This window comes from Janthinobacterium sp. (assembly GCF_009923995.1).
In the GTDB taxonomy this organism is placed as follows: domain Bacteria; phylum Pseudomonadota; class Gammaproteobacteria; order Burkholderiales; family Burkholderiaceae_D; genus Janthinobacterium.
This window is the reverse complement of record NZ_RFSK01000045.1, coordinates 22782-45435: the sequence shown is the minus strand read 5'-3', so window position 1 is coordinate 45435 and position 22654 is coordinate 22782. Positions and strand designations below refer to the sequence as shown.

The window sequence follows — 22654 nt, the reverse complement described above, 5'->3', positions numbered from 1 at the left end:
AACGCATGCTGCCCTTCCTGCCGTTCCTCGTATTGCTGCTGGCCGGCGCCATCCTCATGGCGCTGCGCTTCGTCCAGCTGCGCCGCGCCCTGCTGCGCGCGCGGGCCGGCGAGCAACAGTTCCGCCTGCTGGCCGAACATGGCCGCGATGCGGCCTTCCTGCTCGACGCCACCACCCTCGACTTGATCTACATCAGCCCCGCCGCGCAGCGCATGACGGGTTACGACCCGGCCGCCCTGCGCGCGCACGCGGCGCGCCTGGCGGCCGACGTGCCGGCCCGGCTGCAGCGCTGGCGCGACGGCGATGCCAGCCGCGTGACCCTGCTGCGCGAAGTGGAGCTGCCGCATGCGGACGGGCACGCGCTGGCGCTGGAAATCCATTCCACCCTCGTGCCGGCTGCGGCAGGACGGGGCGTGAGCGTGGCGGGCACGGTGCGCGACGTCAGCGCGGTCCATGCGCAGGAGGCGGAACGGGAAAAGGAGCAGAAGCGCTTCGCTTCCATGCTGTCGCATGAATTCCGCACGCCGCTGGCCACCATCGACGGCGCCATCCAGCGCCTCGTCTCGACGTCCGGCGAGGCGGACGAAGCCACGCGCAAGCGCTACGTCAAGATCCAGACGGCCGTCGACCGCCTCCTGGGCATGATCGACGATTATCTGTCGCCCGAACGCATGGCGGCCATCGGCCGCGAACGGGCGGCCGACGGCATCGCGCCGCTGGCCCTGCTGCAACAGGCGGCGGCCACCGTGCCCGCCAGCCACACGGTGCGGCTGGAACTGGACGAGGAACTGCCGGGCAAACTGCGCTGCGACGTGCCCGGCATGGCCCTGTGCCTGAAGATCCTGCTGGATAACGCCGTCAAGTTCAGCCCGCCCGGCAGCGCCATCACCTTGTCGGGCAGCCTGGCGCCCGAGGGCGGCGTGGCGCTGTGCGTGCGCGATGCGGGACCCGGCCTGCGGGAAGAAGAGCTGCCCCACCTGTTCGAAAAAGGTTTCCGTGGAATCCATGCGACGCATCCCGGCGCGGGCCTGGGGCTGTACATGGCGCGTGCCGTGGTCGAGGTGCATGGGGGGAGTTTGCACGGGCATAATCTGCCCGAAGGCGGGGCGCTTTTCCGCATTTGGCTGCCGCTTCCTGTCTAGACAAGGAAAAGCCTTGCTTCCGCTGAAGGCAACCGTGATAATTCCTTGACGTAAACCTATTGTGCCGTCCATCATGGTGCAGAAGTCACTGGCACGGTTTGCCCACGGCAGCTCATTAACGGAAGAATGGCGTAGCAATGACGAAAATACTGATCGTCGAAGACAATCTGGACTACGCCGAAGACATGGCGGAGTTCCTCGTTGAGCTCGAGCACGAAGTCCATATCACCAGCTCGGCTGGCGGCATGTGGACTGCGCTCAGCCATGGCAATGTAGGCGTGGTGGTGCTGGACCTGGGCTTGCCCGATGAAGATGGTTTCAATGTCATCCCCCGCATGCGCCAGCTGTATCCGCAGATCGGCGTGCTGGTGCTGACGGGCCGCGTGGCCTTCGACAGCCGCATCCTGGGCCTGCGCCTGGGCGCCGACCACTATCTCACCAAGCCGATCAAGTTTCCCGAACTGGCCGCCCACATCGAGGCGCTCGACCGCCGTGTCGGTCCGCAAGACCCCGTGCCTGAGCCGGGAAAGTGGACCTTGAAAGTAAGCGCTCGCCAACTTGAGCTGATGGGCTCGGTCATCGCCCTGACGGAAAAAGAATTCAACTTCCTGCATTTGCTGACCATCAACACCCGCCCCGTGCCGCGCGACGTCATCGTGGCCGGCATGGGTGGCGAAGACCCCGATGCGGGCCGCCGGGTCGACATGCTCGTGTACCGCCTGCGCAAGAAGGCGAAGACGGGCCTGGGCCAGGACTTGCCCCTGCGCAGCGCCTACGGCGAAGGCTACAGCCTGTCGGCCAGTTTTAACTTGTCCTGACCGCCACCGGCGGTTTCCATGAAATGGCGTTCCCTGCTCGGGCTGCTGCTGATCGCTGGCTTGTCGCGTGCTGTCCTGTGGCTGCGTCAGGAATGGAAAATCGACAGCTGTCTCGACAATGGCGGCCGCTGGAACTACCCACTTGCCGTGTGCGACGGTGCATGAGCATCCTGTTCTGAAATTAAGGGACAGAGTCAACCGCTTTTTCCAGCACGTCAAATAAAACAGGGTCAGAGTCGCGTCTTGTACGTATCCTGTGTAGAATCAAGGCCTTAGCCTTCATTTCGCGATTCTGCCATGGCCCGTCTGCCCCGTCTCATCATCCCAGCACTGCCCCATTACGTGATCCAGCGCGGCAGCAACCGCCAGCCCGTGTTCCAGGATGCGGCGGACTATGCGCAATTCCTGTCCTGGCTGAAAACGGGCGCGAAAATGTTCAAGGTGGCCATCCACGCCTATGTTTTATTGCCTGATCAGCTACATTTATTGGCGACACCGGCCGATGCGACGGGCCTGGGCCAGCTGATGCAGTGGCTGGGGCGCTATTACGTGCCGTATTTCAACCAAAAATATGATCGCGAAGGCGGCTTGTGGCAGGGACGCTACAAAACGGCCGTTATCGATCCCGACAATTTCTTCCTCACCTGCTGCCGCTACCTGGAAGCCGTGCCCGTGCAGGCGGGACTGGCGGGCCAGGCGCTGGACCACGCATGGTCCAGCTATGCCCACCATGCGGGCGTGCGCCCCGACCCCGTCATCACGGACCATGCGCTGTACTGGGCGCTGGGCAACACGCCATTCGACCGCGAAGCGGCCTACCTGCGCCTGTTCGAGCAGGGCCTGAGCAGCAGCCAGGTCAAGGTCGTGGAGCAGGCCGTGCTGAAGGGCTGGCCCCTGGGTGCCGACGCCTTCAAGCAGGCGCTGGAACTGAAAATGAAACGGCAAGTGCTGCCCGCCAAGCGGGGACGCCCCCGCAAAATCGTGGTCGAAGCGGACGCCAAGTGAAACCCCTTCGCATTTAAAACAAAAAATGCTTCCTTTCCGCGCTTTTATTGAAATCCGTTTGACTATGTCCCTATTAAATTTTTAGAGCGACGGAAACGAATTTAATCTGACTCCGACCCTAATTGTTCTGATTGAGTTTTTTGTTGCGTTGCACTACTCTAGTTTTTCGATATCCATACGCAGCGGAGAAGCCCATGAAAGCGCAAGGCCTGTACGACCCAGCCAATGAACACGATGCCTGCGGCGTCGGTTTCGTCGCCCATATCAAGGGCAACAAGACCCATTCCATTGTTGAACAGGGCTTGCTGATTCTGAAAAACCTCGATCACCGGGGTGCCGTGGGCGCCGATGCGCTGATGGGCGATGGTGCCGGCATCCTGATCCAGATTCCCGACCAGTACTACCGCGAAGAGATGGCCAAGCAGGGCGTGGAATTGCCGCCGCCTGGCGAATACGGCGTGGGCATGGTTTTCCTGCCGAAGGAACACGCGTCGCGCATCGCGTGCGAACAGGAAATCGAACGGGCCGTGCGCATCGAGGGACAAGTCATCCTCGGCTGGCGCAACGTGCCCATCGATACGGACATGCCGATGTCGCCCACCGTGCGCGCCAAGGAACCCGTCATCCGCCAGATCTTCATCGGCCGTGGCCCGGACATCATGGTGACCGACGCGCTCGAGCGCAAACTGTATGTGATCCGCAAATCCTCGGGCCACGCCATCCAGGCCTTGAAACTGCTGCATGGCAAGGAATTCTTCGTGCCGTCCATGTCGGCCCGCACCATCGTCTATAAAGGCTTGCTGCTGGCCGACCAGGTGGGCGTGTACTACAAGGACTTGCAGGATGCGCGCTGCATCTCGGCCCTGGCCCTCGTGCACCAGCGTTTCTCGACGAATACCTTCCCCGAATGGCCGCTGGCCCACCCCTACCGTCTGATCGCCCACAATGGCGAGATCAACACGGTGAAAGGCAACTTCAACTGGATGCGCGCCCGCGAAGGCGTCATGAAGTCGGCCGTGCTGGGCGAGGACCTGCAAAAGCTGTTCCCCCTGATCTATGAAGGCCAGTCCGACACGGCTTGCTTCGACAATGCGCTGGAACTGCTGCTGATGGCGGGCTACCCCATCGCCCAGGCCATGATGATGATGATTCCGGAAGCGTGGGAAAACCACACGACGATGGATGACAACCGCCGCGCCTTCTATGAATACCACGCGGCCATGATGGAACCGTGGGACGGCCCCGCCGCCATGGCGTTCACGGATGGCCGCCACATCGGCGGCACCTTGGACCGCAACGGCTTGCGCCCGGCCCGCTACATCGTCACGGACGACGACCTGGTGGTGATGGCGTCCGAATCGGGCGTGCTGCCGATCCCGGAATCGAAGATCATCCAGAAGTGGCGCTTGCAGCCTGGCAAAATGTTCCTGATCGACCTGGAAGCGGGCCGCATCATCGACGACCAGGAACTGAAAAACACCTACGCCAACGCCAAGCCCTACAAGGCGTGGATCAACTCGGTGCGCATCAAGCTCGACGAGATCAAGATGCTGGAAGGGCAGGTCAAGCAGGACCGCGCCCAGGGCGAAAAAGCCCAGCCATCGCTGCTGGACCGCCAGCAAGCCTTCGGCTACACCCAGGAAGACTTGAAATTCCTCATGGCGCCGATGGCCGTGGCCGGTGAAGAGGCGACGGGCTCGATGGGCAATGACTCGCCGCTGGCCGTCATGTCGAACAAATTGAAGCCGCTGTATAACTACTTCAAGCAACTGTTCGCGCAGGTGACGAATCCGCCGATCGACCCCATCCGCGAAGCGATGGTGATGTCGCTCGTATCCTTCATCGGCCCGAAACCGAACTTGCTCGATACCAACAACGTCAATCCGCCCATGCGTCTGGAAGTGGCGCAGCCCGTGCTGGGCTTTGACGACATGGCCCGTTTGCGCAACATCAGCGCCCACACGGGCGGCAAGTTCAAGTCGTATGAACTGGACATCTGCTACCCGCTGGCCTGGGGCAAGGAAGGCGTGGAAGCCTGCCTGGCGTCGCTGTGCGCGGAAGCCGTCGATGCCGTGAAATCCGGCCACAACATCCTGATCGTGTCGGACCGCGCCATCTGCGCCGACCAGGTGGCGATCCCCGCCCTGCTGGCCACCTCCACCGTGCATCAGCACCTGGTGAGCAAGGGTTTACGGGCTTCCACGGGCCTCGTCGTGGAAACGGGCTCGGCCCGTGAAACCCACCACTTCGCCCTGCTGGCAGGCTATGGCGCGGAAGCCGTCCACCCCTACCTGGCCATGGAAACCCTGGTCGAACTGGCGCACGGCTTGCCGGGCGACTTGTCCGGCGACAAGGCCATCTACAACTACACGAAGGCGGTGGGCAAGGGCTTGATGAAAGTCATGTCGAAGATGGGCATTTCCACGTATATGTCCTACTGCGGCGCGCAGATTTTCGAAGCCATCGGCTTGAACAAGTCGCTGGTCGACAAATACTTCAAGGGCACGGCCTCGAACGTGGAAGGCATCGGCGTGTTTGAAGTGGCGGAAGAGGCGCTGCGCCTGCACGCGCTGGCCTTCGGCAACGATCCCGTGCTGGCTGACAAGCTCGACGCGGGCGGCGAATACGCCTTCCGCGTGCGGGGCGAAGACCATATGTGGACGCCGGACGCGATTGCGAAACTGCAACACTCTACGCGCAGCAACAATTTCTCCAGCTACAAGGAATATGCGCAGATCATCAATGACCAGAGCCGTCGCCACCTGACCTTGCGCGGCCTGTTCGAGTTCAAGCTCGACCCGACCAAGGCCATCCCGCTCGACGAAGTGGAACCGGCCAAGGAAATCGTCAAGCGCTTCGCCACGGGCGCCATGTCGCTCGGTTCCATCAGCACGGAAGCGCACGCGACCCTGGCCGTGGCCATGAACCGCATCGGCGGCAAGTCGAACACGGGCGAGGGCGGCGAAGATCCGAACCGCTACACGCAGGAATTGAAGGGCATCCCCATCCGCCAGGGCGACACCATGGCGTCCGTCGTGGGCAGCAAGCAGATCGTCGTCGACATTCCCCTGCAGGAAGGCGATTCCATGCGCTCGCGCATCAAGCAGGTGGCATCGGGACGTTTCGGCGTCACGGCCGCCTACCTGAACTCGGCCGACCAGATCCAGATCAAGATGGCGCAGGGCGCGAAACCGGGCGAGGGCGGCCAGCTGCCGGGCCATAAGGTGTCCGAATACATCGCCAGCCTGCGCTTTTCCGTGCCGGGCGTGGGCCTGATTTCGCCGCCGCCGCACCACGACATCTATTCCATCGAAGATCTGGCGCAGCTGATCCATGACTTGAAGAATGCCAATCCGCGCGCCTCGATTTCCGTGAAACTGGTGTCGGAAGTGGGTATCGGCACGGTCGCCGCCGGCGTCACCAAGGCCAAGGCCGACCACGTGGTCGTCGCCGGCCACGACGGCGGCACGGGCGCGTCGCCTTTGTCGTCCGTGAAACATGCGGGTACGCCGTGGGAGCTGGGTCTGGCAGAAACGCAACAAACGCTGGTCCTCAATGGCTTGCGCAGCCGCATCCGCGTACAGGCGGACGGCCAGATGAAGACGGGCCGCGACGTCGTCATCGCCGCCCTGCTGGGCGCCGACGAGATCGGTTTCGCCACGGCGCCGCTGGTGGTCGAAGGCTGCATCATGATGCGCAAATGCCACTTGAATACGTGCCCGGTGGGCGTGGCCACGCAAGACCCCGTCCTGCGCGCCAAGTTCTCCGGCAAGCCCGAGTACGTCGTCAATTACTTCTTCTTCGTCGCCGAGGAAGCCCGTCAACTGATGGCGCAGCTGGGCATCCGTACCTACGATGAGCTGATCGGCCGGGTCGACCTGCTGGACAAGTCGAAGGCGATCACGCACTGGAAGGCGCAGGGCCTGGACTTCTCGGCCATCTTCCACAAACCGGAAACGACGGGCGAACAAGCCTGCCGCCACGTGGAAAACCAGGACCATGCGCTGGAAAAGGCGCTGGACCACAAGCTGATCGCGCAGGCGCGCGCGGCGCTGGAAAAGGGCGAGCGCGTCTCCTTCATTTCGCCCGTGCGCAACGTCAACCGCACGGTGGGCACCATGCTGTCCGGCGAAGTGGCGAAGAAATACGGCCATGCCGGCTTGCCGGACGACACCATCCACATCCAGCTGCAAGGCACGGCGGGCCAGTCGGCCTGTGCCTTCCTGGCGCATGGCATCACCATCGACCTGGTGGGCGAGGGCAACGATTACGTGGGTAAAGGTCTGTCCGGCGGGCGCATCATCGTGCGGCCGAATACGGAATTCCGCGGCTGGGCCGTGGACAACATCATCATCGGCAACACGGTGCTGTACGGCGCCATTGCCGGCGAAGCCTTCTTCAACGGCGTGGCGGGCGAACGCTTCGCCGTGCGCAACTCGGGCGCCACCACGGTGGTCGAGGGCCTGGGCGACCATGGCTGCGAATACATGACGGGCGGCACGGTCGTGGTCCTGGGCAACACGGGACGCAACTTTGCGGCCGGCATGTCGGGCGGCATCGCCTATGTGTACGACCCGGCGGGCGACTTTGCCAGCCGCTGCAACACGGCCATGGTCAGCCTGGACAAGGTCGTGTCCGCAGCGGAACAGCATGTGGACCGCGACGCCTGGCATACGCAGCACCGCGACGGCGCGCCGGAAGCGGACGAAGTGATCCTCAAGCGCCTGATCGAGCGTCACTTCAAGCACACGGGCAGCACCCGCGCCCGCGTCCTGCTCGACGACTGGGCCGCGGCGCGCGGCAAGTTCGTGAAGGTCTTCCCGAACGAATACAAGCGTGCGCTGATCGAAATGGCGGCCGATGCCGCCATGGAAGTGCAAGCCGTCGCCGCCTGAGCCAGCCAAGCTCATTGCCATCTGAATGACCAGGGAGCGGCCCGGCCGCTCCCCGCCAGCCAAATACAAAGGAAACATCGTGGGTAAAATTACCGGCTTCATGGAATTCAAGCGCCAGGACGAGCACTATCTGGAGCCTGCCGCGCGTCTGAAGAACTACAAGGAATTCGTGCTGCACCTGTCGGACGCGCAAGCGACCGTGCAGGGCGCGCGCTGCATGGACTGCGGCATCCCCTTCTGCACCACGGGTTGCCCGGTGAATAACATCATTCCCGACTGGAATGACCTCGTGTATCGCGGCGCCTACCGCGAAGCGCTCGATATTCTGCATTCGACGAATAACTTCCCGGAATTTACGGGCCGCATCTGCCCGGCGCCGTGCGAATCGGCCTGTACCCTGGGCATCCATGAAGATCCCGTCGGCATCAAGTCCATCGAGCATAAAATCATCGACATGGGCTGGGAACACGGCTGGGTCACGCCGCAGCCGGCAGGATTCAGCACGGGCAAGAAAGTGGCCATCGTGGGCTCCGGCCCCGCCGGCCTGGCGGCGGCGCAGCAGCTGGCGCGCGCCGGCCATGCCGTCACCGTGTTCGAGAAGAGCGACCGGGTCGGTGGTTTGTTGCGTTACGGCATCCCCGACTTCAAGATGGAAAAATCGCACATCGACCTGCGCGTGAAACAGATGGAAGCCGAAGGCGTGGTCTTCCGCACCAGCGTGCTGGTCGGCAAGGATTTCCCTGCCAACGTGAACAACTGGGCCAAGGAAACCATTTTCCCGGAAGACCTGGAAAAGGAATTCGACGCCGTCATCATGGCCGGCGGCGCCGAGCAGCCGCGCGACTTGCCCGTGCCGGGCCGCGAGCTGAAAGGCGTGCATTTCGCCATGGATTTCCTGCCCCTGCAAAACAAGGTCAACGCGGGTGACAAGCTCAAGGACCAGATCAAGGCCACGGGCAAGCATGTGGTGGTGATCGGCGGCGGCGACACGGGTTCCGACTGCGTGGGCACGTCGAACCGCCACGGCGCCGCCTCGGTGGCCCAGTTCGAACTGATGCCGCAGCCGCCGGAACAGGAAAACAAGCCGCTCGTCTGGCCGTACTGGCCCACCAAGCTGCGCACCTCGTCCTCGCACGAGGAAGGCTGCGAGCGCGACTGGGCCGTGGCCACCAAGCGTTTCGAAGGCAAGGGCGGCAAGGTGGAAAAGCTGATCGCCTGCCGCGTGGAATGGAAAGATGGCAAGATGAGCGAAGTGCCGAACTCGGAATTCGAGATGAAGGCCGACCTGGTCTTCCTGGCCATGGGCTTTGTTTCCCCTGTGCAACAGGTGCTGGAAGCGTTCGGCGTCGATACGGATGCGCGCGGCAACGTCAAGGCGACGACGGACGGTGAGGGCTGCTACCAGACGTCGGTGCCGAAGGTGTTTGCCGCCGGCGACATGCGCCGCGGCCAGTCGCTGGTCGTGTGGGCCATCCGCGAAGGACGCCAGTGCGCGCGCGCCGTCGATGCATTCCTGATGGGCAACTCCTTGTTGCCACGTTAAACTTTCCAGTTTGGCAAGCAAGGGGCCACGGCGCGCGATGCGTCGTGGCCCCTTGTTATTTTGTTCACGCCGCCTCCGGCGGGTGCCGCCGGCGTGCAGCCTCGCGTTTTTTACAATAAAATATCTGACTTTTGATTCATTAGTGTTGTATTCTCCCCCAGTAGCGGGCGGTCCAAGGGGGTGTCTCAGCAGAGATTGGCGTTTCTGCACTACAATACGCCATTAAAATAGCGAGCCTCGTCGTGCCAAATCTTGTTGAAATCCGTGATTTACACTTTGCCTATGGAGAACGTTCGATTTTATCGGGCCTTCAAATGGATTTCCCACGTGGAAAAGTTGTGGCCGTCATGGGTGGTTCCGGGAGCGGCAAGACGACCGTACTGCGCCTGATCGGCGGACAATTGCGCCCCAGTTCGGGTTCCGTGAATATCGACGGCCAGATCGTGCATACGCTCAAGACCGACCAGTTATATCAGTTGCGTCGCAAGATGGGCATGCTGTTCCAGCACGGCGCCCTGTTTACGGACTTGACGGCGTTCGAGAACGTGGCCTTTCCCCTGCGCGAGCACACGGACCTGAATGAAGAGCTGATCCGCACCCTGGTGCTGATGAAGCTGCACGCCGTGGGTTTGCGCAATGCGGCGCAATTGAAGCCGGCCGAGATTTCCGGCGGCATGGGCCGCCGCGTCGCGCTGGCGCGCGCCATCGCCCTCGACCCCGAATTGATCATGTATGACGAGCCGTTCGCCGGCCTGGACCCGATTTCCATGGGCGTGACGGCCAATTTGATCCGCAATTTGAACGATGCGCTGGGCTCCACGTCTATCCTGGTATCGCACGACGTGAAGGAGTGTTTCGCCATCGCTGATTATGTCTATTTTCTGTCATCGGGCAAGATCGTGGCGCACGGCACGCCGGCCGAGATGGCCGTGTCGACGCATCCGTACGTGAAGCAGTTCGTCAATGCCGAGGCCGACGGTCCCGTGCCGTTCCACTATCCGGGCAAGTCGCTGGCCGACGACCTGGGTCTGCATGCGGGAGCGGGCCGATGATCGCGCGTTTCCTGGCGGCTATCGGAGCATGGTTGCGCAATTCGGTACAAGATCTCGGCTTTGCCGTGCGCTCGTTCTTTCTCATCATCGCCTCCTCGGGCGGCCTGTGGCGCCGTCCGCGCCTGGTGATCGAGCAACTGTTTTTTATTGGTAATCGCTCCCTGGTGATTACCGCCGTGTCCGGCCTGTTCGTCGGCATGGTGCTGGGCCTGCAGGGCTATTACACCCTGACGACGTATGGCGCCGAGCAGTCGCTGGGCTTGCTGGTGGCGCTGTCGCTGACGCGCGAACTGGGTCCCGTCGTCACGGCGCTGCTGTTTGCGGGCCGCGCCGGCACGTCGCTGACGGCGGAAATCGGTCTGATGAAGGCGGGCGAGCAATTGTCCGCCATGGAAATGATGGCCGTGAACCCCATCCAGCGCGTGCTGGCCCCCCGTTTCTGGGCCGGCGTGATCGCCATGCCGATCCTCGGCGCCATCTTTACGGCCGTCGGCATCATCGGCAGCTATCTGGTGGGTGTGATCCTCATCGGCGTCGATGAAGGGTCGTTCTGGTCGCAGATGCAAAGCGGCGTGGATGTCTGGAAGGAAGTGGGCAATGGCACCATCAAGAGCCTGGTCTTCGGCATTGCGGTGACGTTCATCGCCCTGTTCCAGGGTTACCAGGCGCAGCCGACGCCGGAAGACGTGTCCGGCGCCACCACGCGCACGGTGGTGATTTCATCGCTGATGGTGTGGTGGCTCGATTTCATGATGACGGCTTTGATGTTTAGCAAGTAATTGCTGATCGGCGACAAAAATTAGCGGCCTGGGCAGTGTTCTGCGCAGGTGGCGGCAAGTAAAAATTATTTAGGATTGTTTATGCAACGTAAATCTTTGGATGTCTGGGTCGGCTTGTTCGTCTTGCTGGGAGTGGCGGCATTGATGTTTCTGGCGCTCAAGGCCGGCAATATGAGCTCGCTGTCCTTCAGCAAGACGTATACCATTACTGCCAAGTTCGACAATATTGGCGGCCTCAAGCCGCAGGCACCCGTCAAGGGCGCCGGCGTGGTGGTGGGGCGCGTGGCACAGATCTCGTTTGACGACAAGACCTACCAGGCGCTGGTCAAGCTCGACATCGAAGATGGCTACAAATTTCCGAAAGACAGCTCGGCCAAGATTCTGACGGCCGGTCTGCTCGGTGAGCAATACATCGGCCTGGAAGCGGGCGGTGATTTGGCCAACCTGGCAGAGGGCGACAAGATTGCCCGTACTCAATCGGCCACAGTGCTGGAAGACCTGATCAATCAGTTCATCTACAGCAAGGCAGCAGACGGAAAGGACAGCAAATGAGCGAGTCGACCATGCAATCCCACGGCAGCCTGGCGCGTATCGGCCTGGCGATCGCCATCGCTGCCACGCTGAGCGCCTGTGCCACCGGCACCAATCCGCGCGACCCGCTGGAAGGGTACAACCGCGCCATGTTCAAATTCAACGATACCGTCGACGAGGTGGCCCTGAAACCGGTCGCCACGGCCTACAAGACGGTAACGCCATCGTTCGTGCAGACGGGCGTGGGCAATTTCTTCGGCAACCTGGCCGATGTCTGGAGCGCCGTGAACAACTTGCTGCAAGGCAAGGGTGAGGCGGGCTTGCAGGACGTCGTGCGCGTCGGCATGAACTCGACCTTCGGCATCTTCGGCCTGATCGACATCGCGTCGCAGGCGGGAATTCCCAAGCACAGCGAAGACTTTGGCCAGACCCTGGGCTGGTACGGCGTGCAGCCTGGTCCCTACGTGATGCTGCCGCTGCTGGGCCCGTCGACCGTGCGCGACACGGTGGCCTTGCCGCTCGACATCACGGGCGACCCGTGGCGCTACAAGGAGCCGGTCTCGGTGCGCAATATCGGCACGGTGACGCGCGTGGTCGACAAGCGTGCCGCGCTGCTCGACGCCACCAACCTGATGGAAGCGGCCGCGCTGGACCGCTATGAATTCATCCGCGACGGCTTCCTGCAGGCGCGCGAAAACAAGGTATTCGATGGCGATACGAACCGCCGCGACCGCCTGTCGCCGAAAAAGAACGACAGCAGCGATTATGAGCCGGAAGAGGACGTGAAACAGGCGCCGCAACAGCCGAAAGTGGCCGCACAAGCGGTCCCGGCTGCCGAAGTGGCACCTGCCGACCTCGTAACATCTGGTAGCAATACCGTTGCTTCCGAGGCCAAGCCGCAGGAGTAGACTACGGTACAAGAACACCACGGCTGCGATGAACGCCAGCCGGTGCACAGCAACACCATGAAAGGTAAAACCATGAAATTGATGAAACAACTGCTCGCGATGGCGACGATCGCCTTTGCCACCGCCGCCCAGGCTGCCCCGGCCGTGGAAGCGCCCGATGTGTTGGTAAAACGCATCAGCCAGGACGTGATCGACACGGCCAAGACGGACAAGGCCATCCAGGCCGGCGACATCAAGCGCGTCACCGAATTGGTCGAAAGCAAGATCCTGCCCTACGTGGATTTCCAGCGCATGACGGCCCTGGCCGCCGGCCGCTACTGGCGCGATGCCACGCCGGACCAGCAAAAGCAGCTGTCCAACGAATTCCGCACCCTGCTGATCTACACGTATTCGGGCGCCTTGTCGCAGATCAAGAATGAAACCGTGGAATTCAAGCCGCTGCGCGCCGATCCGAGCGATACGGAAGTGGAAGTGCGCTCGCAGGTGAACATGGCGCGCGGCGAACCCGTGCCCCTGAACTACCGCGTGGCGAAAACCCCGGCGGGCTGGAAGATCTATGACATCAACGTGCTGGGCGCGTGGCTGGTGGAAACGTACAAAAGCAGCTTTGCCAGCGAGATCAGCAAGGGCGGCATCGATGGCCTGATCAAGACCTTGCAGGCGAAAAACAAGGCCCTGGCCAGCCGTCCTGCCGTCAAAGCCAAATAATCGGCTATCATATAGCTCCTGACCCAGCTCCAGACCAGCGCAGCCCGACGCCATGCCCGACTCTCTCGACACCTTGCAGTCCCTGACTTCCCTGACCGTGCACAATGCCACCTCGGCATTGGAGCAGGGTCTGGACGCCATCCGCTCGGGCCAGACGAAGTTTGACTTGCGCAACGTCAAGGCCGTCGATTCGGCCGCCGTCTCCGTCATGCTGTCGTGGCAACGCGCCGCGCAGGACGCGGGCGGCGTGCTGGAGCTGAAGAACCTGCCGACGAACCTGAAAAACCTCACCAAGCTGTATGGCGTCTGCTCGCTCGTCTCGAGCACGTTGACGGCCGAGGACTGCGGCAGCGCCGGCGGCCACGCCGAACGCAGCCCGTCCGACCTGCATCATCATTGATCCTGTCCCACTCCCCGCATCAGCAGTAGCTTTCAAGCCGGCAGGCCAGCAGCGCCGCCGGATTGATCTCCAAGTGTTCCACGAAGTTTCCAACTATAATTGACTGTTGCGCCACCCTCTGCGGAAGGGGCGCCCTGCACCGGCCAGCCGGCCTGCATTGCACCGGCAACTGGCGCATCACACCAGACGCATTACACTTGAAACAAGCACATGACCGCAATTCAAATAACGAATGTAGAAAAGAGCTATAAATCGCTCAAGGCGCTGGGCGGCGTGTCGCTGGCCATCGAGGAAGGCGAATTTTTCGGCCTGCTCGGTCCCAACGGCGCCGGCAAGACCACGCTCATTTCCATCATCGCCGGCCTGATACGCCCCGATGCGGGCACCGTCAAGATCCATGGCCACGACGTGGTCAGCGACTTCCGCAATGCGCGCCGCAACCTGGGCGTGGTGCCGCAGGAACTGGTGTTCGACCCGTTTTTCACCGTGCGCGAGACCCTGCGCCTGCAGTCCGGCTATTTCGGCCTGCCGAACAACGACAAGTGGATCGACGAGGTCATGGAAAACCTGGACCTCACGGGCAAGGCGGACACGAATATGCGCGCCCTGTCCGGCGGCATGAAGCGCCGCGTGCTCGTCGCCCAGGCGCTGGTGCACAAGCCGCCCGTCATCGTGCTCGATGAGCCGACGGCCGGCGTCGACGTGGAACTGCGCCAGACCCTGTGGAAGTTCATCTCGCGCCTGAACCGCGAAGGCGGCCACACGGTCGTGCTGACCACGCACTACCTGGAAGAGGCGCAAGCCATGTGCCAGCGCGTGGCCATGCTGAAAACCGGCAAGGTGGTGGCGCTCGACACCATGTCGGCCCTGATCCGCCGCATCGCCGGCTCGCAGCTGCAGGTGCACCTCAAGCACGGCAGCCTGCCGGCCGACCTGCAGCACCTGGTGCTGCACCCGGAAGAGCAGCAGGCGCCGAACAAGTTCAGCCTGCGCGTCAACGAATACAGCGAAGTCGAGAAAATCCTCGCCCGCCTGCGCGAAGCGGGCGTCGAGATCGATGAAATGCAATTGCAACAAGCCGACCTGGAAGATATCTTCTTGCAGATCATGGATAAAGGTACCGTATGATTTCGACAGGATTCCGCACCCTCGTCTACAAGGAGACGCTGCGCTTCTGGAAGGTGGCGACGCAAACCGTGGCCGCGCCCGTGCTCACGTCCATGCTCTACCTGCTGGTGTTCGGCCATGTGCTCGACGGCCGCGTGGAGCCCAGCCCCGGCGTCAGCTACACGGCCTTCCTGATCCCCGGCCTGGTGATGATGAGCGTGCTGCAAAACGCCTTCGCCAATTCCTCGTCCTCGCTGATCCAGTCCAAGATCACGGGCAACCTGGTGTTCGTGCTGCTCACGCCCCTGTCGCACTGGGAAATCTTCTCGGCGTATGTACTCGCTTCCGTCGCGCGCGGCCTGGCCGTGGGCTTTGGCGTCTTTGCCATCACCTGCTGGTTCGCCGACCTGTCGTTCGTCGCGCCCCTGTGGATCGTCATCTTCGCCTTCCTCGGCGCCGCCATGCTGGGCACCATGGGCCTGATCGCCGGCATCTGGGCCGAGAAATTCGACCAGCTGGCCGCCTTCCAGAACTTCCTGATCATGCCGGCCACCTTCCTGTCGGGCGTGTTCTACTCGATCCACTCGCTGCCCGCGTTCTGGCAGTCGGTGTCGCACCTGAACCCCTTCTTCTATATGATCGACGGCTTCCGCTACGGCTTCTTCGGCACCTCCGACGTCAGCCCCTGGCTCAGTCTTTCCATCGTCGCCGGCTTCCTCGTGATCCTGGCGCTGGTGTCGATCCGCCTGCTGAAAAGCGGCTACCGCCTACGCCATTGATCACGCCATTGATTGCGGCACCTCATATCACTACATTATTCAATATCAAGGACTTATCGTGACCACCACTCCAGAACTGATCCACGGCTATCTGTCTGCCGGCCTCGAATGCACGCACCTCGAAGTGGAGGGCGATGGCCAGCACTTCCAGGCCGTCATCGTCTCGCCGCAATTTGCCGGCAAGCGCCTGATCGCGCGCCACCAGATCGTCTACGCGGCGCTGGGCGACCGCATGCGCGAGGAAATCCACGCGCTGTCGATGAAAACCCTGACACCTGAAGAATTCCAAGGATAAGCACATGGACAAGCTCCTGATCAACGGCGGCAACCGCCTGAACGGCGACATCGCTATCTCCGGCGCGAAAAACGCCGCCCTGCCCATCCTGTGCGCGGGCCTGCTGACGGCGGGCGACCTGGACCTGACGAACGTGCCGCACCTGCACGACGTCGCCACCATGCTGAAACTGCTGGGCCAGACGGGCCTGAAGGTGCAGCAGGACGGCGACCGCGTGGTCCTGAACGGCAGCGCCATCACCAGCCTGGAAGCGCCGTATGAACTGGTGAAGACCATGCGCGCCTCGATCCTCGTGCTGGGCCCCATGCTGGCGCGCTTCGGCGAAGCCAAGGTCTCGCTGCCGGGCGGCTGCGCCATCGGTTCGCGTCCCGTCGACCAGCACATCAAGGGCCTGGAAGCGCTGGGCGCCGAGATCCGCATCGAGGCCGGCTACATCTACGCCAAGTGCGCCAAGCTGAAAGGCGCGCGCATCGTCACCGACATGATCACCGTCACCGGCACGGAAAACCTGCTGATGGCCGCGACCCTGGCCGAAGGCGAGACCATCCTGGAAAACGCCGCCTGCGAACCGGAAGTGACCGACCTGGCGCACCTGCTGGTGGCCATGGGCGCGAAGATCGACGGCATCGGCACCAGCCGCCTGGTGATCCAGGGCGTCGACGCGCTGCACGGCGCCTCGCACGCGGTCATCGCCGACCGTATCGAGACGGGCACCTTCCTGTGCGCCGTGGCAGCCACCGGCGGCGACATCACCCTGCGCAACGTGCGCACCGATATCCTCGACGCGGCGCTCGACAAGCTGCGCGCCATGGGCCTGACGATGACCTTCGGCGCCGACTGGATCCGCGCCGAGATGTCGGCCCGCCCGAACCCCGTCAGCTTCCGCACCACGGAATACCCGGGCTTCCCGACCGACATGCAGGCGCAGTTCATGGCGGTGAACACCATCGCCAACGGCGCCAGCCGCGTCACCGAGACGATTTTTGAAAACCGCTTCATGCACGTGCAGGAAATGAACCGCCTGGGCGCCGACATCACCATCGAGGGCAACACGGCCATCATCGCCGGCGTCAAGCAGCTGCGCGGCGCGCCCGTGATGGCGACCGACCTGCGCGCCTCGGCATCGCTGGTGATCGCGGCCCTGGCCGCCGATGGCGAAACCCTGATCGACCGCATCTATCACCTCGACCGCGGCTACGACCGCATGGAAGTGAAGCTGTCGGCCGTCGGCGCGAACATCGTGCGCATCAAGTAAAAACAAGAAAAGGAACGAGCATGAACGGATCGAACAACGGCGACAGCTCCCAGCTGATCCTGGCGCTCTCGAAAGGGCGCATTTTCGAGGACACCATGCCGCTGCTGGAAGCGGCGGGCATCAAGGTGCTGGAAAACCCGGAGACGTCGCGCAAGCTGATTTTGGCCACCAACGATCCGAACGTGCGCGTCATCATCGTGCGCGCCAGCGACGTGCCGACCTACGTGCAGTACGGCGCGGCCGATTTCGGCGTGGCGGGCAAGGACGTCTTGCTGGAGCACGGCGGCGAAGGCCTGTACCAGCCGATCGACCTGAATATCGCCTCCTGCCGCATGTCGGTGGCGGTGCAGGCCGGCTTCGACTATGAAAAGGCCGTGCACCAGGGCGCGCGATTGCGCGTGGCCACCAAGTTCGTGCACACGGCGCGCGAGCACTTCGCCGCCAAGGGCGTGCACGTCGATTTGATCAAGCTGTATGGCTCGATGGAGCTGGCGCCCCTGGTCGGCCTGTCCGACGCCATCGTCGACCTGGTCAGCACGGGCAGCACCTTGCGCGCGAACAACCTCGTCGAAGTCGAGCACATCATGGAAATCTCGTCGCGCCTGGTGGTCAACCAGGCCGCCCTGAAGCTCAAGCGCGAGCGCTTGCAGCCGATTATCGAGGCGTTTGAACGCGCCTCGCAAGCCTAGACATTCAGTAGCAGAAAGCCGATTATGCCGATACAGATACGCAAGCTCGATTCAAGCCAGGAAGGTTTCCAACAATCGCTCGACACGCTGCTGGCGTTCGAGGCGGGCACCGATGAAGCGATTGAAACGTCGGTCGCAAAAATCCTGGCCGATGTGAAAACGCGCGGCGACGCCGCCGTGCTGGAATACACCAACCGCTTCGACCGCATCCCGCATGGCGGCGCGGCGGAAATGGCGGCGTTTGACATTTCGCAAGCCGAACTGCAGGCGGCGCTGAACGGCCTGCCGTCGGCCCAGCGCGAGGCGCTGCAGATTGCCGCCCAGCGCATCCGCGCCTTCCACGAACGCCAGCGCGAGGAATTGCGCGGCTTCACCTACACCGAGCCCGATGGCACGGTGCTGGGCCAGAAGATCACGCCGCTGGACCGGGTCGGCATCTACGTCCCGGGCGGCAAGGCGGCCTATCCGTCGTCCGTACTGATGAACGCCATTCCCGCGCATGTGGCGGGCGTGGGCGAAATCATCATGGTCGTGCCGACGCCCGACGGCGTGAAAAACCAGATGGTGCTGGCCGCCGCCGCCATCGCCGGCGTGACGCGCGTGATCACCATCGGCGGCGCGCAAGCCGTCGGCGCGCTGGCCTACGGCACGCAGACGATAGGCGCCGTCGACAAGATCGTCGGACCCGGCAACGCCTTTGTCGCCGCCGCCAAGCGCCGCGTGTTCGGCATCGTCGGCATCGACATGATCGCGGGACCGTCGGAAATCCTCGTGCTGTGCGACGGCACGACGGACCCGGACTGGGTCGCCATGGACCTGTTTTCCCAGGCCGAGCACGACGAGCTGGCGCAAGCCATCCTGCTGTGCCCTGACGCCGGCTACATCGCGCGGGTGGAAGAGAGCATCGCCAAGCTGCTGCAGACGATGCCGCGCCAGGCCACCATCAGCACCTCGCTGCAGGACAGGGGCGCGCTGATCAAGGTGCGCGACATGGCCGAGGCGTGCGACATCGCCAATGCCATCGCGGCCGAGCACCTGGAAATCTCGGCGGACAACCCGCAGCAGTGGGCCGAGCAGATCCGCCACGCGGGCGCCATGTTCCTGGGCCGCTTCTCGTCCGAATCGCTGGGCGACTACTGCTGCGGTCCCAATCACGTGCTGCCGACGTCGCGCACGGCGCGTTTCTCGTCGCCGCTGGGCGTGTACGACTTCCAGAAGCGCTCGTCCATCATCCACGTGAGCGAAGCGGGCGCGCAGACGCTGGGCCGTGTCGCCGCCACCCTGGCGTACGGCGAAGGCTTGCAGGCGCACGCGCGCAGCGCCGAACTGCGCCTGAAGCCGCAGCCATGACGACGATGGCGGACCTGCCGGACTGGGTCAACCGGGTGTATTGCGAAGACGCGCTGGCGGGACTGGCGCGCATTCCCGATGGCTCGGTGGACCTGATCCTGACGGACCCGCCGTACAACCTGGGCAAGGATTACGGCAATGCGTCGGACCAGCAGTCCGTGGCCGACTACCTGCGCTGGACGGAACAGTGGATCGATGCGGCGCTGCCCAAGCTGAAAGCCAACGGCAGCCTGTATATCTTCCTCACCTGGCGCTATTCGCCGGAGATCTTCGTCATGCTCAAGCAGCGCATGGCGATGATGAATGAAATCATCTGGGACCGCCGCGTGCCGTCCATGGGCGGCAGCGTGCGCAGCTTTTCATCGGTGCACGACACCATCGGCTTCTTCGTCAAGCGCAAGGATTACTACTTCGACCTTGACGCCGTGCGCATCGCCTACGACGCGGCCACCAAGAAAGCCCGTTCGCGTTCGATCTTCATCGGCGCCAAATGGCTGGAAGTGGGCTACAACCCGAAGGACCTGTGGAGCGTGTCGCGCCTGCACAAGGAACACCCGGAACGGGCCGACCACCCGACGCAAAAGCCGCTGGAAATCATCGAGCGCATGGTCAAGGCCTCGTGCCCGCCCGGCGGCGTGGTGCTCGACCTGTTCATGGGCAGCGGCACGACGGCGCTGGCGGCGAAGCGCTGCGGGCGCGATTTCGTCGGCTTTGAACTGAATCCCGATTACTGCGCCATCATCGAACAGCGATTGACGGCGCTCGCCCAGGAGCTGGCCGAACCGGCCGCGCCGAAGGTGGAAAAGAAGAAGGCGCCGGCCAAGGGCCGCGCCGCAGCGACCAGCACCGCGCCGAAGGCCGCCAAGGCGGCCGGCAAGAAACCGGCCGCGGCGAAAAAGCCGCCCGCCGTGAAAAAAGCGCCGGCCCGCAAGGCGCCCAGCGCCGCCGTGCCGGAAGATGTCGTCGTTTAGTCTCCATTTAATTCCATCAGGAGTGTTTGCAGCATGTCTTTCCTCGATCAGTTAATCAGCAACACCGTGCGGCCCGACGTGCAGGCCGTCAAGAGCTACCAGGTGGCCGACGCCAGCGGCTACGTCAAGCTCGATGCGATGGAAAACCCGTATCCGCTGCCGCAGCACCTGCGCGAGGAGCTGGGCGCGCGCCTGGCCGGCGTGGCGCTGAACCGCTACCCGCCGTCCTACGCCAGCCTGCAACAGGCCATCTGCGCCCGGCTGGGCGTGCCCGCCGGCTATGACGTCATGCTGGGCAACGGCTCCGACGAACTGATCTCCATCCTGGCCATGGCCTGCGCCACCCAGGAGCCGGGCAAGCGCGCCGTGCTGCTGGCGCCCGTGCCGGCCTTCGTCATGTATGCCCGCTCGGCGCAGTTCGCCGGCATGGATTTCGTCGGCGTGCCGTTGAACCCGGACTTCAGCCTGGACATGCCGGCCATGCTGGCGGCCATCGAACAGCACCGCCCGGCGCTGGTCTTCCTCGCCTATCCGAACAACCCGACGGGCAACCTGTTTGCCGGCGCCGACATCGAACGCATCCTTGCGGCCCTGGGCGACACGGGCATCGCCGTCGTCGACGAAGCGTATGAACCGTTCGCGCAGCACAGCTTCATGGGCCGCCTGCCCGAGTTCGAGAACCTGGTGGTGATGCGCACCGTGTCGAAACTGGGCCTGGCCGGCATTCGCCTGGGCTACATGTCGGCCGCGCCGGCCCTGCTGGCGCAGTTCGAGAAGGTGCGTCCGCCCTACAATGTGAATGTGCTGACGCAGGCGGCCGCCGAATTCGCCCTCGAACACCTCGACGTGCTCAATGCCCAGGCGGACTTGCTCAACAGCGCGCGCGACGACATGGCATTGCGCCTGGCGGAACTGCCGGGCGTGACCGTGTTTCCCTCGAAGGCAAATTTTCTTCTGATTCGTGTGGCCGATTCCGACGATGTTTGCGCCAAACTGCTTGCCCGCAGGGTGTTAATTAAAAATATGAGTAAAATGCATGCTGCGCTGGTCAATTGCCTGCGCATCAGCGTCAGCACCCCGGAAGAGAATTCCCTTTTTTACGATGCCTTCAAGGCATCCCTCGTTTAGCCTACCGCCAGAGCCTCCCATGACCCGCACCGCAGAAATCACGCGCAACACCAATGAGACGCAAGTTCGCGTCGCCCTCAACCTGGACGGCACCGGCCAGCAAAAGCTGAACACGGGCGTACCCTTCCTCGACCATATGCTGGACCAGATCGCCCGCCACGGCCTGATCGACCTCGATATCGAGGCGACGGGCGACGTGCATATCGACAACCACCATACGGTGGAAGACGTGGGCATCACCCTGGGCATGGCCGTGGCCAAGGCCATCGGCGACAAGAAGGGCATCCGCCGCTACGGCCACGCCTATGTGCCGCTGGACGAGGCGCTGTCGCGCGTGGTGCTCGATTTCTCGGGCCGCCCGGGCATCGAATACCACATCCCGTTTACGCGCGCCATGATCGCCGGCTTCGACGTCGACCTGACCCTGGAATTTTTCCGCGGCTTTGTCAACCATGCGGGCGTGACATTGCATATCGACAACTTGCGCGGCACGAATGCCCACCACCAGTGCGAAACCGTGTTCAAGGCCTTTGGCCGCGCGCTGCGCATGGCTGCCGAGCTCGACGAGCGCGCGGCCGGCATCATTCCGTCGACCAAGGGCAGCCTGTAAGCGCCCGCCATCCCCTGTAGATTCCGAGATTAAACATGAATAAAATTGTGGTGGTGGATTACGGCATGGGCAACCTGCGCTCGGTGGCGCAGGCCTTGCGCGCCGTGGCGCCGGAAGCGGATGTGCGCATTTCCGGCGCGCCGGCCGACATCGACAGCGCCGACCGCATCGTCCTGCCGGGCCAGGGCGCCATGCCCGACTGCATGCGCAGCCTGCGCGAATCGGGCGTGCTGGAAGCCTTGCTGCGCGCCGCCGACAGCAAGCCCGTGCTGGGCGTGTGCATCGGCGAGCAGATGCTGTTCGACAGCAGCGAGGAAGGCGACGCGGCCGGCTTGGGCTTGCTGCCAGGCAAGGTCGTGCGCTTCCAGCTCGACGGTCAGGTGCAGGACGATGGCTCGCGCTTCAAGGTGCCGCAGATGGGCTGGAACCAAGTGCGGCAAACGGCGTCCCATGTGATGTGGGACGGCATTGCCGACCAGGCGTATTTTTACTTTGTGCACAGCTATTTTGCTCAACCTCAAGTGGCCGCGCACACGGTCGGCGAGACTATCTATGGCGCGCCATTCGCCTGCGCCGTCGCCCGTGATAATATTTTCGCGACACAGTTTCACCCTGAAAAAAGTGCTGCCGCTGGCTTGCAGCTGTACAAGAACTTCGTTCACTGGCAACCTTAACGTTAGCTCTCCGGC

General features: G+C 63.0%; 22 protein-coding genes. All 22 read left to right on the top strand.

What is annotated here, in order from left to right; all coding sequences use genetic code 11:
• The first annotated feature begins 5 nt into the window (after positions 1-5).
• The 22 genes from EBS11_RS20205 to hisH all read left to right on the top strand — a co-directional run bounded on the left by EBS11_RS20205 (position 6) and on the right by hisH (position 22639).
• A complete protein-coding gene (locus EBS11_RS20205) occupies positions 6-1142 on the top strand; it encodes a HAMP domain-containing sensor histidine kinase (RefSeq protein WP_290605728.1) in 1137 nt (378 codons plus the stop codon).
• A gap of 137 nt (positions 1143-1279) precedes the next feature.
• The gene (locus EBS11_RS20200; protein ID WP_034780956.1) at positions 1280-1960 is read left to right on the top strand and encodes a response regulator transcription factor; all 681 of its coding nucleotides are present in this window, start codon (positions 1280-1282) and stop codon (positions 1958-1960) included.
• A gap of 18 nt (positions 1961-1978) precedes the next feature.
• Positions 1979-2125 (top strand): hypothetical protein, encoded by a 147-nt coding sequence (locus tag EBS11_RS20195; RefSeq protein WP_290605725.1) that lies wholly within the window; start codon positions 1979-1981, stop codon positions 2123-2125.
• A gap of 132 nt (positions 2126-2257) precedes the next feature.
• A complete protein-coding gene (locus EBS11_RS20190; protein WP_290605724.1) occupies positions 2258-2965 on the top strand; it encodes a transposase in 708 nt (235 codons plus the stop codon).
• A 194-nt stretch (positions 2966-3159) separates the two neighbouring features.
• Positions 3160-7860, top strand: a complete 4701-nt coding sequence (locus tag EBS11_RS20185) for a glutamate synthase-related protein (protein ID WP_290605723.1) — start codon at positions 3160-3162, stop codon at positions 7858-7860.
• Between the two features lie 79 nt (positions 7861-7939).
• Positions 7940-9403, top strand: coding sequence for a glutamate synthase subunit beta (locus tag EBS11_RS20180; protein ID WP_290605721.1), 1464 nt, complete (start codon positions 7940-7942; stop codon positions 9401-9403).
• Between the two features lie 242 nt (positions 9404-9645).
• A complete protein-coding gene (locus tag EBS11_RS20175) occupies positions 9646-10455 on the top strand; it encodes an ABC transporter ATP-binding protein (RefSeq protein ID WP_290605719.1) in 810 nt (269 codons plus the stop codon).
• On the top strand, positions 10452-11234 hold the full coding sequence (gene mlaE / locus EBS11_RS20170) for a lipid asymmetry maintenance ABC transporter permease subunit MlaE (protein WP_290605717.1): 783 nt from the start codon (positions 10452-10454) through the stop codon (positions 11232-11234). Before EBS11_RS20175 ends, mlaE begins: the two co-directional genes overlap by 4 nt.
• An 81-nt stretch (positions 11235-11315) precedes the next feature.
• Positions 11316-11786 (top strand): outer membrane lipid asymmetry maintenance protein MlaD, encoded by a 471-nt coding sequence (gene mlaD, locus EBS11_RS20165; RefSeq protein ID WP_290605715.1) that lies wholly within the window; start codon positions 11316-11318, stop codon positions 11784-11786.
• Complete coding sequence (locus EBS11_RS20160; RefSeq protein ID WP_290605714.1) at positions 11783-12673, top strand: VacJ family lipoprotein; 891 nt, start codon at positions 11783-11785, stop codon at positions 12671-12673. The genes mlaD and EBS11_RS20160 overlap by 4 nt, the downstream gene beginning before the upstream one ends.
• A 72-nt stretch (positions 12674-12745) precedes the next feature.
• A complete protein-coding gene (locus EBS11_RS20155) occupies positions 12746-13381 on the top strand; it encodes an ABC transporter substrate-binding protein (protein WP_290605712.1) in 636 nt (211 codons plus the stop codon).
• A 52-nt stretch (positions 13382-13433) separates the two neighbouring features.
• Positions 13434-13781: an STAS domain-containing protein gene (locus EBS11_RS20150; RefSeq protein WP_290605710.1), complete on the top strand. Its 348-nt coding sequence runs from the start codon at positions 13434-13436 to the stop codon at positions 13779-13781.
• Positions 13782-13991: 210 nt separating this feature from the next.
• Positions 13992-14909, top strand: a complete 918-nt coding sequence (locus EBS11_RS20145) for an ABC transporter ATP-binding protein (RefSeq protein WP_290605708.1) — start codon at positions 13992-13994, stop codon at positions 14907-14909.
• Positions 14906-15667 carry an ABC transporter permease gene (locus EBS11_RS20140; RefSeq protein ID WP_290605706.1) on the top strand — a complete coding sequence of 254 codons (762 nt, stop codon included), beginning with the start codon at positions 14906-14908 and terminating at the stop codon, positions 15665-15667. The genes EBS11_RS20145 and EBS11_RS20140 overlap by 4 nt, the downstream gene beginning before the upstream one ends.
• Before the next feature lie 58 nt (positions 15668-15725).
• Positions 15726-15962, top strand: a complete 237-nt coding sequence (locus tag EBS11_RS20135; protein WP_290605704.1) for a BolA family protein — start codon at positions 15726-15728, stop codon at positions 15960-15962.
• A 4-nt stretch (positions 15963-15966) separates the two neighbouring features.
• The gene (gene murA / locus EBS11_RS20130) at positions 15967-17217 is read left to right on the top strand and encodes a UDP-N-acetylglucosamine 1-carboxyvinyltransferase (protein WP_290605702.1); all 1251 of its coding nucleotides are present in this window, start codon (positions 15967-15969) and stop codon (positions 17215-17217) included.
• Between the two features lie 20 nt (positions 17218-17237).
• Positions 17238-17906 (top strand): ATP phosphoribosyltransferase, encoded by a 669-nt coding sequence (hisG, locus tag EBS11_RS20125; RefSeq protein ID WP_070219646.1) that lies wholly within the window; start codon positions 17238-17240, stop codon positions 17904-17906.
• A 24-nt stretch (positions 17907-17930) separates the two neighbouring features.
• Positions 17931-19256 (top strand): histidinol dehydrogenase, encoded by a 1326-nt coding sequence (gene hisD, locus EBS11_RS20120; RefSeq protein WP_290605698.1) that lies wholly within the window; start codon positions 17931-17933, stop codon positions 19254-19256.
• A 5-nt stretch (positions 19257-19261) separates the two neighbouring features.
• Positions 19262-20227 (top strand): site-specific DNA-methyltransferase, encoded by a 966-nt coding sequence (locus EBS11_RS20115; protein ID WP_290605741.1) that lies wholly within the window; start codon positions 19262-19264, stop codon positions 20225-20227.
• Positions 20228-20260: 33 nt separating this feature from the next.
• On the top strand, positions 20261-21355 hold the full coding sequence (gene hisC, locus EBS11_RS20110) for a histidinol-phosphate transaminase (RefSeq protein ID WP_290605696.1): 1095 nt from the start codon (positions 20261-20263) through the stop codon (positions 21353-21355).
• Between the two features lie 19 nt (positions 21356-21374).
• Positions 21375-21965, top strand: a complete 591-nt coding sequence (gene hisB / locus EBS11_RS20105; protein WP_092801522.1) for an imidazoleglycerol-phosphate dehydratase HisB — start codon at positions 21375-21377, stop codon at positions 21963-21965.
• A 35-nt stretch (positions 21966-22000) separates the two neighbouring features.
• Positions 22001-22639, top strand: coding sequence for an imidazole glycerol phosphate synthase subunit HisH (hisH, locus tag EBS11_RS20100; RefSeq protein WP_290605693.1), 639 nt, complete (start codon positions 22001-22003; stop codon positions 22637-22639).
• Positions 22640-22654 lie beyond the last annotated feature (15 nt).